Annotated in this window: 13 protein-coding genes; 5 read left to right on the top strand and 8 right to left on the bottom strand. The window is 73.4% G+C overall.

Translation table 11 applies throughout. The annotated features are described in order from the left end of the window. Positions 1–5: 5 nt before the first annotated feature. Positions 6–1,610 (bottom strand): hypothetical protein, encoded by a 1,605-nt coding sequence (locus Q7A36_RS08625; RefSeq protein ID WP_305103275.1) that lies wholly within the window; start codon positions 1,608–1,610, stop codon positions 6–8. Between the two features lie 96 nt (positions 1,611–1,706). On the opposite strand from Q7A36_RS08625, the gene Q7A36_RS08620 reads away from it, so the two are divergent. Then, positions 1,707–3,545, top strand: coding sequence for an adenylate/guanylate cyclase domain-containing protein (locus Q7A36_RS08620; protein ID WP_305103274.1), 1,839 nt, complete (start codon positions 1,707–1,709; stop codon positions 3,543–3,545). Here Q7A36_RS08620 and Q7A36_RS08615 read toward each other — a convergent pair. The 6 genes from Q7A36_RS08615 to cydD form a co-directional block, all read right to left on the bottom strand. Beyond that, positions 3,520–5,145: an FAD-dependent oxidoreductase gene (locus Q7A36_RS08615; protein ID WP_305103273.1), complete on the bottom strand. Its 1,626-nt coding sequence runs from the start codon at positions 5,143–5,145 to the stop codon at positions 3,520–3,522. The genes Q7A36_RS08620 and Q7A36_RS08615 overlap by 26 nt on opposite strands. Further along, the gene (locus Q7A36_RS08610) at positions 5,142–5,588 is read right to left on the bottom strand and encodes a hypothetical protein (protein ID WP_305103272.1); all 447 of its coding nucleotides are present in this window, start codon (positions 5,586–5,588) and stop codon (positions 5,142–5,144) included. The genes Q7A36_RS08615 and Q7A36_RS08610 overlap by 4 nt, the downstream gene beginning before the upstream one ends. Next, positions 5,588–6,277: a phytochelatin synthase family protein gene (locus Q7A36_RS08605; protein ID WP_305103271.1), complete on the bottom strand. Its 690-nt coding sequence runs from the start codon at positions 6,275–6,277 to the stop codon at positions 5,588–5,590. Before Q7A36_RS08605 ends, Q7A36_RS08610 begins: the two co-directional genes overlap by 1 nt. After that, positions 6,277–6,618: a c-type cytochrome gene (locus tag Q7A36_RS08600; RefSeq protein ID WP_305103270.1), complete on the bottom strand. Its 342-nt coding sequence runs from the start codon at positions 6,616–6,618 to the stop codon at positions 6,277–6,279. The genes Q7A36_RS08605 and Q7A36_RS08600 overlap by 1 nt, the downstream gene beginning before the upstream one ends. A 96-nt stretch (positions 6,619–6,714) precedes the next feature. Next, a complete protein-coding gene (gene cydC / locus Q7A36_RS08595; RefSeq protein WP_305103269.1) occupies positions 6,715–8,361 on the bottom strand; it encodes a thiol reductant ABC exporter subunit CydC in 1,647 nt (548 codons plus the stop codon). Positions 8,362–8,406: 45 nt separating this feature from the next. Continuing rightward, on the bottom strand, positions 8,407–10,083 hold the full coding sequence (gene cydD, locus Q7A36_RS08590) for a thiol reductant ABC exporter subunit CydD (protein ID WP_305103268.1): 1,677 nt from the start codon (positions 10,081–10,083) through the stop codon (positions 8,407–8,409). Between the two features lie 104 nt (positions 10,084–10,187). Here cydD and Q7A36_RS08585 point away from each other — a divergent pair, with 104 nt between their 5' ends. From Q7A36_RS08585 to Q7A36_RS08575, 3 genes are all read left to right on the top strand, one after another. Then, on the top strand, positions 10,188–11,093 hold the full coding sequence (locus tag Q7A36_RS08585) for a polysaccharide deacetylase family protein (protein ID WP_305103267.1): 906 nt from the start codon (positions 10,188–10,190) through the stop codon (positions 11,091–11,093). Continuing rightward, positions 11,090–11,626 (top strand): lipocalin family protein, encoded by a 537-nt coding sequence (locus tag Q7A36_RS08580; protein WP_305103266.1) that lies wholly within the window; start codon positions 11,090–11,092, stop codon positions 11,624–11,626. Before Q7A36_RS08585 ends, Q7A36_RS08580 begins: the two co-directional genes overlap by 4 nt. Before the next feature lie 79 nt (positions 11,627–11,705). Further along, positions 11,706–11,948 (top strand): hypothetical protein, encoded by a 243-nt coding sequence (locus Q7A36_RS08575; RefSeq protein ID WP_305103265.1) that lies wholly within the window; start codon positions 11,706–11,708, stop codon positions 11,946–11,948. A gap of 8 nt (positions 11,949–11,956) precedes the next feature. Here the strand turns inward: Q7A36_RS08575 and Q7A36_RS08570 are convergent, their stop codons facing one another. Next, positions 11,957–12,769: an enoyl-CoA hydratase-related protein gene (locus tag Q7A36_RS08570; protein WP_305103264.1), complete on the bottom strand. Its 813-nt coding sequence runs from the start codon at positions 12,767–12,769 to the stop codon at positions 11,957–11,959. Positions 12,770–12,895: 126 nt separating this feature from the next. On the opposite strand from Q7A36_RS08570, the gene Q7A36_RS08565 reads away from it, so the two are divergent. After that, complete coding sequence (locus Q7A36_RS08565; protein ID WP_305103263.1) at positions 12,896–14,593, top strand: N-acyl-D-amino-acid deacylase family protein; 1,698 nt, start codon at positions 12,896–12,898, stop codon at positions 14,591–14,593.

The raw sequence follows: 14,593 nt of genomic DNA, 5'->3' as shown, positions 1-14,593 counted from the left end.
TCCCCCTACCTTGCCGTGGCGAGGACACCTCTGGCCGCGACGATCTCCGGGCGGTCCGCATCCGCATCGCCGGCGATCGCCAGCAGCAGGCGGTAGCGCGCTATGGCGAGTGGCGGCCTGCCCGCCGCGGCGGCCGCGCCGGCGAGCGAGCGGAACCGCTTCGGCTCGCTCGCCAACACGCGAACGAAGGCCGCTTCGGCCTCCGCGGGACGGCCGAGGGAAAGCAGCGCCTCGCCCAGAAGTTCGCGCAGCGGGGCGACGGGGCCGGGTATGACGACATCCTTCGGCACGGCCTCCTCGGCCTCCGCCGCGGCCCGGAGCTCGGCGAGCCCGGCCTCGACCTCGCCCTGCGCGATGCGCGCGAGCCCGGAGGCGCCGGCGGCCTGCGCCGCCAGCCGCGCCGCCCATTCGGGTTCGGACCCGGCCCGCAGCGCCGCCTCGTGCTGCCGGAGCGCGGCGATCTCTGGCGCTGCCTCGCCCGTGCGGCCGCTGCGGATCAGGCCGATCGCGCGGGCGAAGCGCGGCAGCGCCGCCACCTCCGGCCGGTCGGACCCGACCAGCGGCAGCGCGGCCGCGGCTGCCCAGTCACCGGCTTCCAGCGCCAGCCGCGCCGGCATGGCGGCGGCGGCATAGGGCCCGCCGAGATGCGCCCGGTTCATCCGCGGCAGCAGCGGCTGCGCCTCCTGCCACACGGCCTGGGCATCCCGCATCCGGCCGAGTTGCAGGAGGGCGTAGACGAGGTAGTCCCGCGCATGCAGTTCGTCGTTCACCAGGCCGGAGCGGCGGGCGAGGTCGGCCGAGCGGCGATTGGCACCGACGGAGTCCTGCCATTCGCCGAGACGCGTGAAGATGTGCGAGGGCATGTGCAGCGCATGCGGCGAATCCGCTGCGACCGCGGCATAGCGGCGGGCGGCCGGCAGCCCGCGCGGCGCCAGCGCCGGCACGTCATAGGCATGGATGAGGTAGTGCATCACACCGGGATGCTCGGGCTGGCGCATCCAGATCGGCTCCAGGATCGCCGCTGCCTCCTGCTGCGCGGCAGCGAGGGCATCGTCGGCAGGCGCCGCCATCAGCAACGCCAGGGCGTGGAAGACCTGCGCTTCCTCATCCCGTGGGTTCGCCAGGGCGTTGTCGCGCATCGCCGCGGCGAAGCGCGGCAGGCGCTCCGGCCAGGGCCTGCCGGGCGCGACGAGATCGGCGAGCGCGGCGATCCAGGCATTGCGCGCCGCAGGCGGTATGGCCGCATCCGTCAGCAGCGCGCGCGCCTCGGCCTGCGCGCCCTCGTCCGGCGTGGCGAAGAGGTTGTCGAGCCGGGCGAGCGCCATGCCCCAGCGCGCCATGGCGCAGGCAGGCTCGGCCTGCAGCGCGGCCCGGAACCTCTCCGTCGCCGCGTCATGGCCGAAGGAATGCTGGTGCAGCAACCCTTCGTCGAACAACGCCTGCGCCGCTTCGCTGCATGGTATCGGCATATGCACCTTGCCGAGCGCAGGGCCATGCGCGGCATGCTGCGCCGTGACCGGCCCGGCGAGCAGCGCGCCGAGCAGGAGCGCCGGAAGGCGATGCGGCGCGCATCGCCCCGGCTTCGATCCGGCAGTCCGACATGGCATCATCGGCACACCCTTCTGCACCGTCGCCTTGCGGCGGCCTTGTTGCTTGGCACGGCCCGCTGCACTGCGGTAGCCTGCATCGGAAGTTCCCGGACCACAATGATCGAACGCCGCTGCGCCGCGATCCTGGCCGCCGATGTGGTAGGCTACACAGCCTTGATGCAGGCGGACGAGGAATGGACGTTCCGGCGGCTGACCGGAGCGATGGAGGAAGCTTTCGCCCTCGTGCACGCGCATGGCGGCGAGGTGGTCAGCCGTGCCGGCGACGGCATCCTCTGCGTCCTGCCGAACAGCCTCGCCGCGCTGCGCGCCGGGCTCGACATGCAGCTCCGCATGGCCGAGGCGGCGCGCGGCGAGCAGGAGGACCGCCGCCTGCTCTTCCGCATCGGGCTGAATGCGGGCGAATTCCTGGTCAGCGGCACGGATGTCTTCGGCAGCGTGGTGAACGTCGCCGCAAGGCTGCAGAACCTTGCACCGCCCGGCGGCGTCCTCATCTCCGGCGCGGTGCACGAGGCAGTGCGCGGCGTGGTCGCCTGCGGCTTCGAGGATCTCGGCGGGCTCGAGGTCAGGGGCCTCGAGCAGCGCGTGCGCTGCTTTCGCGTCATCGGCGATGACTGCGCGAAGCCGCGGCCGCATCCGCCACTGCCCGCCCGCCCCTCCCTCGCCGTGCTGCCCTTCGCCAATCTGAGCGGCAATCCCGAACACGACTTCTTCGCCGACGGCATCGCGGAGGACGTCATCAACGCCCTGTCGCAGGTGCGGTCCTTCTTCGTCATCGCGCGCAGTTCCTCCTTCACCTATCGCGGTCGCGCCGTGCCGGTCAGCCAGGTGGGACGCGAGCTCGGGGTGCGCTACGTGCTGGAAGGCACGGTGCGGCGCGCCGCCGACCACCTGCGCATCACCGGCAGCCTGGTGGAGGCGGAGACGGGCCACCAGCTCTGGGCCGGCCGCTTCGACGGCAGCATCGGCGAGGTCTTCGAGCTGCAGGACCGCGTGACCGAGAGCGTGGTGGCTGCGATCGAGCCGCGGCTGCTCTTCGCCGAGGTCGAGCGCGCGACGCGCGCCCCGCCCGAGAGCATCCAGGCCTACGACCTGTTCCTGCGCGCGACCGGCCATTTCTACCGCATGACGCGCGACGACATCGAGCGGGCGAAGGAGCTGACCGACCGCGCGCTGCGGCTCGACCCGGATAGCGCGCGCAACCTCGCCCTCGGCGCGCGCTGCCGGCTGCACCGCAAGGTCCAGGGCTGGGTTCCGCCAACGCATCCCAGCATCGCCGAGGGCGCGCGCATGGGCCGCCGCGCGGCGGAACTGGCCAAGGACGATCCGGAAGTGCTCTGGATGGCCGGCATCACCGTCGCGCTCGCGGGTGGCGATGTCGCCGGCGGCGTGGCATTGATCGACCGCTCGCTCCGGCTCAATCCCAACTCCGCCGATGCGCTGACCTATAGCGGCATGGCCCGCGCCTATCTCGGCGAGGCCGATGTCGCGCTCGCGCATCTCGAGCGCGCGCATCGCCTGAGCCCGCTGGATGCGCAGACCTACAACAAATTCCTCGCCGCCGCCTTCGCCACCTTCGCCGCCGGCCGCTACGAGGAGAGCCTGGGCTGGAGCAGCCGCGCGCTGAACGAGAAGGCCGACTATGTCCCGGCTTGGCGCATCCGCGCCGCCTGCTTCGGCCTGCTCGACCGGGCGGAGGAAGGGCGGGAGGCGGTGCTGCGCCTGCTCGCGCTCAGCCCGAAGGAGACGCAGGCGAGCCTGCGGATCTACTACGGCGTTTCCTTCAAGGCGGCGGGCGCGGTGGACCGGCTCGTCGCCGGCCTCGCGCGCTCCGGCCTGCCGGAGGCGGAGAGCGAGCGGCCGCCGCCGCCGCGCTGGACGCGGGACGAGACCAACCTGCCGGAGGCCGCCGTCAGCTCATACCGCCAGGGGCCGTGAGCCGATCTGCGAGCCGATAGGCCAGCGCGGCGATGGTCAGGCTCGGCGCATTCACCGGCGCCGTCACATGCGTCGAGGCGCCGAGGATCGAGAGATTGGCGTGCTCATGCGTCCTGAGATCGGGCGCGACGACCGAGTGGCGCGGATCGCGCCCCATGCGCGTGGTGCCGGCGATGATGGCGTTGGAGAGGTAGGGCGGTTTCGCGGTGACCTCCGTCGCCCCCATGGCCCGGAAGATCCGGCGATTGATGTCGAGCGCCTTAGCCAGGCCGTGCCTCGTGTAGTCGTCGAGCGCGAAGGTGACGCGCGGCCGCGGGATGCCGGCGGCGTCGCGCAGCACCGGGTCGAGCTCTACCCGGTTCTCGCGCCGCGGCAGCGTCTCGGCCGAGGAATTCAGGCGGAGGTGGCGCGAGACGCGGTCGTTCAGCGCCCGGACCAGCGCCGCGCCCTTCAGGCCGCGGCCGATCAGCGCCTTGGCTTCCTCCGTGGCGTCGCTGTTGCCGGACCAGCCGCTGTTCATGAAGGAGGTGCCGACCGCCGCCTCGCTGCGCCGGAACGGACCATCGCGCAGCTCCTGGATGCCGCTGGTCTGCTGCGGACCGCGATAGGGCAGCACCGGCTTCGGCGTCAGGCCCTGCGTGTCCTGGTTCGCCTGGGTCAGCAGCCAGCGGCCGACATTGTCGCTGCCATTGGCGACGCCATGCGGCGCCAGGGGCTGCTTGCTCGCCAGCAGCAGGCGCGGCGTCTCGATGGCATGGCAGCACAGCACGTAGTGCCGCGCCGTCACCGCCAGGACGCTGCCATCCGGCCGGCGCGCCAGCAGCCGCGCGACGCGGCGGTCGGGACCGAGCTCGACGAAATCCACCCGCGCCCGCTCGATCAGCCGCGCGCCCGCCGCCTCGGCCTTCGCGACATGCACCGAGGCATCGTATTTCGCGCCGATCGGACAGATCGGCACGCAACTGTTGTTGCCGCAGCAGGCGGGGCGGCCGTCGAAGGGCTTCGAATTGCGGGCATGCGAGAAGAGCCCGGCGCTGAGCCCGAGCGAGGCGAGCGCCGGGGCGAGCGCGCGGTCGAGCGTGGTCGCCGGGATCGGCGGCAGCGGAAAACAACTCCGGCGCGGCGCGCCCCAGGTGAAGTGCAGGTCACCGGCGACGCCCCATTCCCGCTCGGCGACCTCATAATAGGGCTCGAGGTCCTCGTAGGTGACGGGCCAGTCCTCGGCCACGCCATAGGTGCTGCGCATGCGGAAATCCACCGGGCGCAGACGGTCGGCGAAGCCGGTCCAGTGCCAGGAGGTACCGCCGACGAGGCGGAGATAGGCGCCGATGAACTTCATCGCGCCGCCCTGGACATAGAATTCGTCGTAGTGGTCGTCGTCCGGGAAGGGCGCGAAGGGATCGGGCGGATAGGCGGATTGCGGGCCCTTCGACGGATTGTCGTAGAAGGTCCGCGTCAGCTCGGCGCGGGTCCGCCTCTGTCCCGCCTCCAGCACCAGGACGCGCGAGCCCTTCCGCGCCAGCGCATAGGCGAGATGCGCCCCGGCGACGCCGGAGCCGACGATGGCGACGTCGCAGTCCTCGGTCGCGGCGGTGGTCATGTCCGGTTCCACTGTCCGAAGCCGGGGCCGCAGATGCCCGGCGCCTTGGCGAAGCCGAGCTGCTGCCAGGCGAGCGCCCATGGATAATGGCCAGCGCGCGTCCGCGGGTCGGGGCCGTCCGTCTCCCCGGTATAGAGGATGACGAGCAGCCGCTGCGCGATCGGCTCGATTGCGCGCGGCAGCGGTTCGCCCGGGCGCCAGGCCGCGACCGCCTTGACCAGCGCGTCGATGCTGCCGAAGCCGAACTGCGTCTCGATCATCCGGCGTGCATTGGCCAGGACGAAGTCCGGCACTTCGCCGCCGCCGGCCAAGGCGAAGGCGGCGCGCAGGAAGGGATCGTCGGAGACGGGTGCCGGCGCGCCGAGCGGCGCCGCGCCGGCCGGCCGGGCCAGCGTCGCGGCGGGCGCGGCCGCGGCGCCGGCCAGCAGGTCGCGGCGGCGCATCACGGCACCGTCAGCAGCAGCAGGCCGCGCGCCTTGCCGGCATCGGTGTCCACCGTCTGCATGGCCTGCAGCAGCTCCGGCACCGGCACCCAGACCGGCGGATACTTGTAGCGGGCGACGTCGAGGATCAGCACGCTGTCGCTCGCCGCGTCGAAGGCGCCGATGGGGGAGAAATGCCCCTCCCCCTCCTGCCCGATCGCGCGCCGCGAGTAGTTGGCGATGACGCGCTGCCTGCTGTCGGCCTGCGCGCGCTGCAGCAGGCCGCGGAGATCCGCCTCGGTCAGCACGTCGCCATGCAGCGCCTTCGCCTCCGCGCCGAGGTTGTGCGCGAAGTCGAGGAGCTGCTCGAGCGTCATGCCCGCGCCCTGCACCTGCGCCAGGCTCTTCACCGCCAGATTCTTGGGCGTGAAGACCGAGGCCTGGGTGACGCGGTGATAGGGGTAGAATTCCGGCGGCGAGGGATCGCGGATGCCGAGCGAGTTCAAGGCGGTGGCGAGCGCGGCGGGCCCGCAGAAGGTCAGGTACATCTCGGTCTCGAGATGCGCCATCAGGCCGAAGCCCTGCGGGCCGACCCCGGCCTGCAGCAGCCGCTCCGACCCCGCCTCGGTGTCGAGGGCGAGGGTCTCGGCGCGCAGTGGCGTGGCGAGGAGCAGGGCGGAGAGGAGGAGAACCGGTCGCAGCCCGCGCATCATCGTGCTCCTTTCACCCCGGCGAAGAAGGCGGCGAGCGCCTCGGCGGCCGCGTCCGTCATCCCCCGCATCGGCTCGACCATCATCTTGGACGGGTCGCCGCCGCGCAGCCCGTCGCGATAGGCCTTCATGGCGCCGGAGAGATATCGCGCGTTCTGCCCGGCGATGATGGGGATGAGGGGCGAGGTGGAGACGCCGAGCGGCCCGTGGCAGGTGAAGCAGGACTTGGCCATGTCCTGCACCGCATCCTGCGCCGAGGCAGGCGCCCCCGCCGCCAGCAGGGCCAGCATGGCCAGTGCGGCGGGCGTCCGATTGTCTGCGAGGCGTCCCGCTCCCGTCACCGCAAGCCTCCTCCCGCGCCATGGCGGAAGTATGAGGGTCGATGCGGGGACATTCCAACGACGCCGTGCGTGCCCGCTATGCGCGGGCGCACAGACTCAGCCGGCGGCCGGCAGCGCCCGCCCGCCCGCCAACCGCAAGATGCGCGTCGGCTTCTCCACCCCGACCAGCCGGTGCGTGATCAGGATCACCGTGCGACCCGGCGTCACCTGCTCCAGCGTCTCGAGAAAGGCGCGCTCGGTCTCGGCATCCAGCCCGGCCGTCGGTTCGTCCAGCACCAGCACCGGCGCGGCCGAGAGCAGCACGCGGGCCAGTGCGAGCCGCCGCGCCTGCCCGCCGGAGAAGCGCGCGCCGCCCTCGCCGCAGCGGGTCTCGAGACCTTCCGGCAAGGCGCGCACCAGCTCGCCGATCCCGGCGCGGTCCAGCGCCCGCCAGAGCGCGGCCTCGGGCGCGCGCGGCGCGGCGATGCGCAGGTTGGCGGCGATGCTGTCGTCGAAGAGCCGCGCATCCTGCGTCAGGCAGGCGATGCGCCGGCGCAGCACCTCGGCCGGGAGGTCGGCGATGTCCACGCCGCCGAGGGTGATCCGGCCGGCCTGCGGCGCGGCCAGCTTCAGCAGCAGCGCGGCGAAGCTCGACTTGCCGATGCCGGAGGGACCGAGCAGCGCCAGCCGCGTGCCTTCCGGGATGTCGAGATCGAGATCCTCGAAGACCGGGGCGCGGTCCGCGCTCCAGGCGAAACGAAGCCCCTCGACGCGGATGGCGTGGCCGGCCGGTTCCCCGGCGGGCTGGGCGGGCTCGGCGACCGGCGGCGGGGCATCGGCGAGTTCGAAGAGCCGCCGCGCGCCGGCGGCGGCGCCGGCCAGCGCGATGCCGGCGCGCGGCAGCAGGCCGAGGGATTCCGCGGCGGCGACGGCGAGGAAGAGGCCGAGCACGGCCAGCGCCGCGCCGCCGGCGCCCGTCGCCAGCCCCCAGGCGAGTGCGCCGAGCAGTGCCACCTGCACCAGCAGCGTCCCGGTCGCGCCCGCCCAGGCCGCGCGCAGACCAAGGCCGCGCTGGGCCCGCGCCAGGGCCTCGCCGTCGCGGGCCAGGGCATCGCGCGCGGCCGCCTCGGCATTCGCCGCCAGCACGTCCTCGACGCCGAGCAGCGGGTCGATGGCGGCGGCGCGCAGCCTTCCCTGCGCGGTCGCGGCGCGCGATGCCGACCGCGCCGCGCCGGGGGCGAGGAGCAGCGGCAGCAGCAGCGCGACAGCGAGCGGCAGGGCGACGGCGGCGGCCAGCAGCGGCGCGCCGGCCAGCAGCGCGGCCGCCACGGCGACCACGGCCAGCGCCGAGAGCGCCGGGACCATGGCGCGCAGGTAGAGCCCGTCCAGCGCATCCACGTCCGAGACCAACCGCCCCAGCAGGTCGCCCGAGCGGCCGAGGCCGATGCCGGCGGGCAGGCGCTCGGCCAGGCGACGGAAGAACCAGATGCGGGTATCGGCGAGCGCCCGGAAGGTGGCGGCGTGGGTGACCATGCGCTCGGTCCAGCGGGCGGCGGGGCGCAGCAGGACCAGTGGGCGGAGCAGCAGGAAGGCCAGCCCGCCGCCGAGCGCGGCGCCGCCCAGTGCGGCGGCGATGCCCTGGCCTGCCAGCGCCAGCAGCGCCATGCCGAGGAGGGTCGAGCCGGCCGAGACGGCGATGCCGAGGACGAGCCAGCCGGCCTGGGCGCGCCAGAGGGAGAGGACGCGGCCAAGGTCACGCAGCATGGGATGGCCGTCCTGCCGCACGCCGAGGAAGAGACGAGCCGCGCATCATCCCGCCGCCCCCACCCGCGGCGCCCCGGCCACGCGCCCGGCCTCGATCTCCAGCACCCGTCCCAGCCGCGCCCGCGCGCCGCTGTGGCTGGCGATGATGGCGGTGCGGCCGAGGCAGAGGCGTTGCAGGCTCTCGATCACCAGGCTCTCCGTCCCGGGGTCGAGATGCGCGGTCGGTTCGTCCAGCAGCACGAGCGGCGCGTCGCGCAGGAAGGCGCGGGCCAGCGCCACCCGCTGCGCCTGGCCGCCGGAGAGGCCCCAGCCCCCCTCGCCCACCAGCGTGTCGAGGCCCTGCGGCAGCGCCTCGGCGAAGTCCAGGACATGCGCGGCGCGGGCCGCGGCCTCGACCTGCTCCGGCGTCGCCTCCGGCCGGGCGAAGCGGATATTCTCCCGCAACGTGGCGCGGAACAGGTGCGGCTTCTGGCCGACATAGGCACTGAGCCGCCGCAGCTCGGCCGGCCGCAGCGCCATGGCGTCCTGGCCGTTGATCGCGACCCGCCCCGCCTCCGGCCGCACGAAGCCCATCAGGATGCGTAGCACGGAGGATTTCCCGGCGCCCGAGGGCCCGGCCAGCACCAGCGTCTCCCCGGCATTGGCGCGGAAGGAGAGGCCGTCGAGCGCCGGCGGCCGCGCCGGGTCGTAGGACAGCCGGACATCGGTGAAGGTGACGACCACCCGCGGCGGCATCTCCTCCAGCAGCAGGCCGGGCGCCGACGGCTCGGCCAGCAGCGGCGCCAGGGCGGAGGCCGCGCCGGCGGCGTGCAGGCGGTCCTGGTAGGCGGCGGCGAAGGCGCGGAGCGGCGCGAAGAAGGCCGGCACCAGCAACAGGGAGAAGACCGCGGCGGTCGGGTCGCCGCCGCCCGAGAGCAGGTCCCGGTGCCGCCAGGCGAGGCAGGCCAGCACGCCGGCCGAGAGCAGTTCCAGCGCCGTGCCCGACAGGAACGCGACCCGCAGCACCTTCATGGTGTGCCGGCGCAACTCGGTCGCCGCGCTGCCCAGCGCCTCGGCCTCGGCCTCCTGTCGGTTGAACAGCACGAGCGTCGGCAAGCCGCGCATGCGGTCGAGGAAGCGGCCGGAGAGGCGCCCCAGCGCCTCGAATTGCCGCCGGCTGGCCTGGGCGGCGCCGATGCCGGTCAGGGCCATGGCGACGGGGTAGAGCAGCCCGGCGATGCCCAGCACCACGCCGCTGCCGGGATCGGCCCAGGCAACGGCGAGGCAGACCAGCGGCGGCCCGGCCATCGCCAGCGCCGCGGCCGGGATCCAGCGGGCGAAGTAGCCGTCCAGCGCCTCCACCCGGTCGACGACCAGGGAGGCGCGCTCTCCGATGCCGGAGGGGTCGGCCGGGCCGAGCTCGAGCAGCCGGGTGAAGGCGGCATCGCGCAGCCGCGCCCGCGCCGCCTCCCCGGCCGCGAGCTGGGCGCGTTCCTGGGCGAGCGCGAGGGCGGCGCCGAGCAGGGCGAAGGCGGCGGCGGCCGCGAGGTGCGGCCAGCCGGCCCCGCCATGGCCGAGCAACGCGGCGAGCAGCCGCGCCACCAGCCAGGCGCCGGCCAGCGTCACGCAGAGGGCGGCGAGGCCCAGCAGGATCGGCAGCACCACCTGCCGCCGCAGGGCGCGGGATTCAAGGCGCAGCAGCGCCCGGGCCGCGCGGTCCCGGCCGGCCGAATGAGAGTCCATGGTGCTTTCTAAGCCGGCGGATGGGGGCGCGTCACGCGGCCCGGCTTGCCGCGGGCTGAAACCGCGGTCACATGCAACCGCACCGTTCCGGAGCCCTGCCGCCGATGCTGCCGAACCATGGCCGCTACGCCTACCACCCCTGGCCCGAGCGGCCGCGCTATGCCTGGCCCGGCGGGGCGAAGCTGGCGGTCTATCTGGGCGTGAACCTGGAGCATTTCGCCTATGGCGAGGGGCTGGGGGCGGAGCTCGCCCCCGGTGCGAACAGTGGGGGCGGCCCGCAGCCGGACGTCCTGAACTATGCCTGGCGGGACTACGGCAACCGCGTCGGCGCCTGGCGGCTGCTGGAACTGCTGGATGCGCTGCGCCTGCCGGCGACGGTGCTGCTGAACAGCGCCCTCTACGACTACGCGCCGCAACTGGTCGCGGCGCACCGTGCCCGCGGCGACGAGATCGCCGGCCATGGCCGCACCAACTCCGAGCGGCAGAGCCTGTTGGACGAGGCCGGCGAGCGCGCGCTGATCGAGGAGAGCACGGCGGCGATCGCGCGGCACGAGGGCAAGCCGCCGCGCGGCTGGCTCTCCCCCTGGATCGCCGAGAGCCGGACGACGCCGGACCTGTTGGCCGAGGCCGGCTATGGCTACACCCTCAACTGGTGCATGGACGACCAGCCCGTCTGGATGGCGACCCGCGCCGGGCGGCTGCTGGCCATCCCCTATCCGCAGGAGGTCAACGACATCCCCGCGGTCATCGCCCGCAAGGACGGGGCGGAGCAGTTCGCCGCCATGGTCCTGGCGGATTTCGAGGAGCGGCTGGAGCAGGTGGCGCGCGACGCCATCCCCCAGGTGATGGGCATCGCGCTGCATCCCTACATCATCGGCCAGCCCTACCGTCTCAGGGCGCTGCGCGGGGCGCTGGCCGCCATAGCGGCGCGGCGGGAAGAGGTATGGATCACCACCGCCGGTGCCATCCTCGACCATGTCGGCGGGCTGCCGGAAGGAATGGTGCCATGAGAGGTTTCGCCCTCGCCGCCGCCCTGCTGCTGGCGGGCTGCGTCAGCCAGCCGGACGCGACCACGCCGCAGCCGGTCGCCGGCGTGGAGGTGCAGCGCTACCTCGGCACCTGGCTCGAGGTGGCGCGGCTGCCGATGTGGGCGCAGGATTCCTCCTCCGTCTCCTGCGAGGACGTCACCGCCACCTACACCCTGCGGCCCGATGGCCGCATCGGCGTGGTGAACCGCTGCCTGAACGTGCTGGACGGCGACCGGCCGCGCCAGGCGGAGGGCCAGGCCTATGCGGTGGAGGGCAGCCACAATGCCCGGCTGCGCGTCAGCTTCTTCTGGCCTTTCTTCGGCAATTACTGGGTCATCGGCCTCGACCCGGACTACCGCTGGGCGGTGGTGGGGGAACCGTCCCGGCGCTGGCTCTGGGTGCTGTCGCGGACGCCGAAGCTGGATCCGGCCGAACTCGACAAGGCGCTCGGCATCGCCCGGGCCAATGGCTACGACCTCTCCACCCTGAAGGTCGCCCGGCTGCAGAAGGGGTGATCGTGGCGCGGCCTACAGCGGGCCGCATCCAGGGGCCGCATCCTCCCCGGCGTCAGACGCCGAGGAAGGAGACCCGCCCATGCCGATCCTGCTCCGCCGCGCCCTGCCGGCCGCCGCCCTCATCGCCATCACGGCCGCCGCCGGCGCCCCGCCCGCCGCGGCGGGCAACCAGCGCGGCTACTCCACCAACAGCTACCTGGCGCCGTGGTGCCGGGAGGAGCTCGTCTACATCAACAACAAGCCCTACACGCGGAACACCTGCACGGGGCAGTTGCTGGCGGCGTCCCAGGGCTCGGGCGGCGGCGGCGGGGGCGTCCGGTAGGCGCCGACCTAGCGTCCCTTGAAGGCCGGCTTCCGCTTCTCGTTGAAGGCCGCGATGCCCTCCATACGGTCCTCGGTCGGGATGAGCTGGTAATAGGCCTCGATCTCGAAGAGCATGCCGCTGGCGCGGTCCATCTGCAGGCCCTGGGTGATGGACTTCTTCGCCTGCCGGACCGAGAGCGGCGCATTCGCCGCGATGGTCCGCGCCGTCTCCAGCACCGCGCCCAGCACCTCGCCCGGCGGGCAGAGGCGGTTGACCATGCCCCAGGCATAGGCGTCCTGCGCCGAGAAGGGCCGGCCGGTCAGGATCACCTCCTTCGCCCGCCGCTCCCCGATGGTGCGCGGCAGGTTCTGCGTGCCGCCCGCGCCCGGCATGATGCCGAGCGTCACCTCGGTCAGCGCGAAGCGCGCGCTCTCACTCGCATAGGCGAAGTCGCAGCAGAGGGCGAGTTCCAGCCCGCCGGCGAAGGCCGCGCCGTTGATGGCGCCCAGCAGCGGCGGCGGGCAGGCCAGCACGGCCCGCGCCATGCGCTCGAACAGGTAATGCTGCTCGCTGAACTGCGCGTCGGTCATGCCGTTGCGCTCCTTCAGGTCGGCGCCGGCGCAGAAGGCGCGGTCGCCGGCGCCGGTCAGCACCACGCAGCGATAGGCGCCCGGCGCGGCCTCGAGCGCCTGGAAGACCCCGACCAGTTCGCGGCCCATCTGGGTCGTGAAGGCATTGGCGCGCTCCGGCCGGTTCAGGGTGACCTGCAGGATGTGCTCCTCCGGCTCTTGCACCAGCAGGGTCTCGAAGGCGTGGTCGAGCGCGGCGAGGGCGGGCATGGCGGTCCTCCTGATCGGGTTGCCGGCTGCATAGCCCCTCCCCCGCCGAGGCGGGAGGGGAACGGTGCTTGGCCCGGCCGGGGAAAACCCCTAGCCTGCTATCCAAAGGGCAGAAGGAAACGGACCATGGCCGATCTCGTCATCCGCGGCGGCACCGTCGTCGACGGCAGCGGCGCCCCGCCCCGGCGGGCGGATGTGGCGGTGCAGGACGGGCGCATCCTGGCCGTCGGCGAGGACCTGCCGCGCGGCGCCGAGGAGATCGACGCGACCGGCCGCATCGTCACGCCCGGCTTCGTCGACATCCACACCCATTACGACGGCCAGGCGGTGTGGGACAGCCACCTCGCCCCCTCCGCCATCCACGGCGTCACCACCGCCGTGATGGGCAATTGCGGCGTCGGCTTCGCCCCGGTCCGCCCGGGCACCGAGGAGAAGCTGATCGAGCTGATGGAGGGCGTCGAGGACATCCCCGCCCCCGTGCTCTCCCAGGGCCTCGACTTCCGCTGGGAGAGCTTCGCCGAATACCTGGCGGTGCTGGAGCAGAAGCCGCGCGACATCGACATCTGCGCGCTCGTCCCGCACGCGGCCGTGCGGGTCTATGTCATGGGCGAACGGGCGCTGGCGCTCGAGAGCGCCAACCAGGGCGACATCGCCGAGATGCGCCGCTTGGTGGCCGAGGCGGTCGAGGCCGGCGCCTTCGGCTTCTCGACCAGCCGCACCATCAGCCACAAGACCCTGAAGGGCGACTTCACCCCGACGCTGCGGGCGCAGGAGGAGGAGCTGGCCGGCATCGCCGACGGGCTGCGCGGCATCGGCAAGGGCTTCATGGAGTTCGTCTCCGACTTCAACCAGCCCGACCCGGCGACCGAGTTCGGCCTGATCCGCCGCGTGGTCGAGCGCAGCGGCCGGCCCGCCGTCTTCTCCCTGACGCAGCGGCACGACCGCACCGAGGTCTGGAAGGAGCTGCTCGCCCTCTCCAACCAGGCGGCGCGCGAGGGCGTGGCGATCCGCCCGGTCTTCCCGCCGCGGCCGATCGGCATCCTGATGGGCCTGCTCGGCAGCCAGAACCCCTTCAGCGGCGCGCCCTCCTACAAGGCGATCGCCCACCTGCCGCTGGACCAGCGCGTCGCCGCCATGCGCGACCCGGAGGTTCGTGCCCGAATCCTCTCGGAGGACCGCTTCAAGGGCAGCAATTTCCCGCTGCTCGCCCGCCTCTCCTTCGAGCGCATGTTCCCCTTCGGCGACCCGCCGGACTACACGCCGCCGAAGGAGAGCAGCATCGCCGCCCAGGCGGCGCGCGAGGGCCGCAGGCCGGAGGAGGTCGCCTACGACATGCTGCTGGCCGATGACGGCAACAGCTTCATCTTCTGCGCCCTGACCAACTATGCCGACTACACGCTGGACGCGAGCGCCGAGCTGCTGCGCCACCCCAATACCATCGTCGGCCTCTCCGACGGCGGCGCGCATGTCGGCTTCATCTCCGACGGCAGCTTCCCGAGCTTCGTGCTGGCCTATTGGGGCAAGCAGCGTGGCATCCCCGTCGAGGAACTCGTCCGCCGCCAGACCAGCGACACCGCCCGCGCCGCCGGGCTGCCCGACCGCGGCCTGCTGAAGCCCGGGCTGCGCGCCGACATCAACGTCATCGACTGGGATGCGCTGGCACTGGAGCGGCCGGGGATGCTCTACGACCTTCCCGGCGGCGGCCGGCGGCTGATGCAGAGGGCGCGCGGCTACGACGCGACCATCGTCGCCGGCGCCGTCACCTACCGGAAAGGGGAAGCGACCGGCGCCCTGCCCGGCAAGCTGGTGCGCTGCGCCGCCTGA

It is taken from the genome of Paracraurococcus lichenis, assembly GCF_030657435.1.
In the GTDB taxonomy this organism is placed as follows: Bacteria; Pseudomonadota; Alphaproteobacteria; order Acetobacterales; family Acetobacteraceae; genus Paracraurococcus; species Paracraurococcus lichenis.
Note: the sequence above shows the minus strand (reverse complement) of the source record. Positions and strands in the feature narration are given on the sequence as shown.

Bases quoted from the DNA above. Each gene is read 5' to 3' on its own strand.
- Q7A36_RS08625 (WP_305103275.1), bottom strand. From the start codon at position 1,610: ATGATGCCATGTCGGACTGCCGGATCGAAGCCGGGGCGATGCGCGCCG.
- Q7A36_RS08620 (WP_305103274.1), top strand. From the start codon at position 1,707: ATGATCGAACGCCGCTGCGCCGCGATCCTGGCCGCCGATGTGGTAGGC.
- Q7A36_RS08615 (WP_305103273.1), bottom strand. From the start codon at position 5,145: ATGACCACCGCCGCGACCGAGGACTGCGACGTCGCCATCGTCGGCTCC.
- Q7A36_RS08610 (WP_305103272.1), bottom strand. From the start codon at position 5,588: ATGCGCCGCCGCGACCTGCTGGCCGGCGCCGCGGCCGCGCCCGCCGCG.
- Q7A36_RS08605 (WP_305103271.1), bottom strand. From the start codon at position 6,277: ATGCGCGGGCTGCGACCGGTTCTCCTCCTCTCCGCCCTGCTCCTCGCC.
- cydC (WP_305103269.1), bottom strand. From the start codon at position 8,361: ATGCTGCGTGACCTTGGCCGCGTCCTCTCCCTCTGGCGCGCCCAGGCC.
- cydD (WP_305103268.1), bottom strand. From the start codon at position 10,083: ATGGACTCTCATTCGGCCGGCCGGGACCGCGCGGCCCGGGCGCTGCTG.
- Q7A36_RS08585 (WP_305103267.1), top strand. From the start codon at position 10,188: ATGCTGCCGAACCATGGCCGCTACGCCTACCACCCCTGGCCCGAGCGG.
- Q7A36_RS08580 (WP_305103266.1), top strand. From the start codon at position 11,090: ATGAGAGGTTTCGCCCTCGCCGCCGCCCTGCTGCTGGCGGGCTGCGTC.
- Q7A36_RS08575 (WP_305103265.1), top strand. From the start codon at position 11,706: ATGCCGATCCTGCTCCGCCGCGCCCTGCCGGCCGCCGCCCTCATCGCC.
- Q7A36_RS08570 (WP_305103264.1), bottom strand. From the start codon at position 12,769: ATGCCCGCCCTCGCCGCGCTCGACCACGCCTTCGAGACCCTGCTGGTG.
- Q7A36_RS08565 (WP_305103263.1), top strand. From the start codon at position 12,896: ATGGCCGATCTCGTCATCCGCGGCGGCACCGTCGTCGACGGCAGCGGC.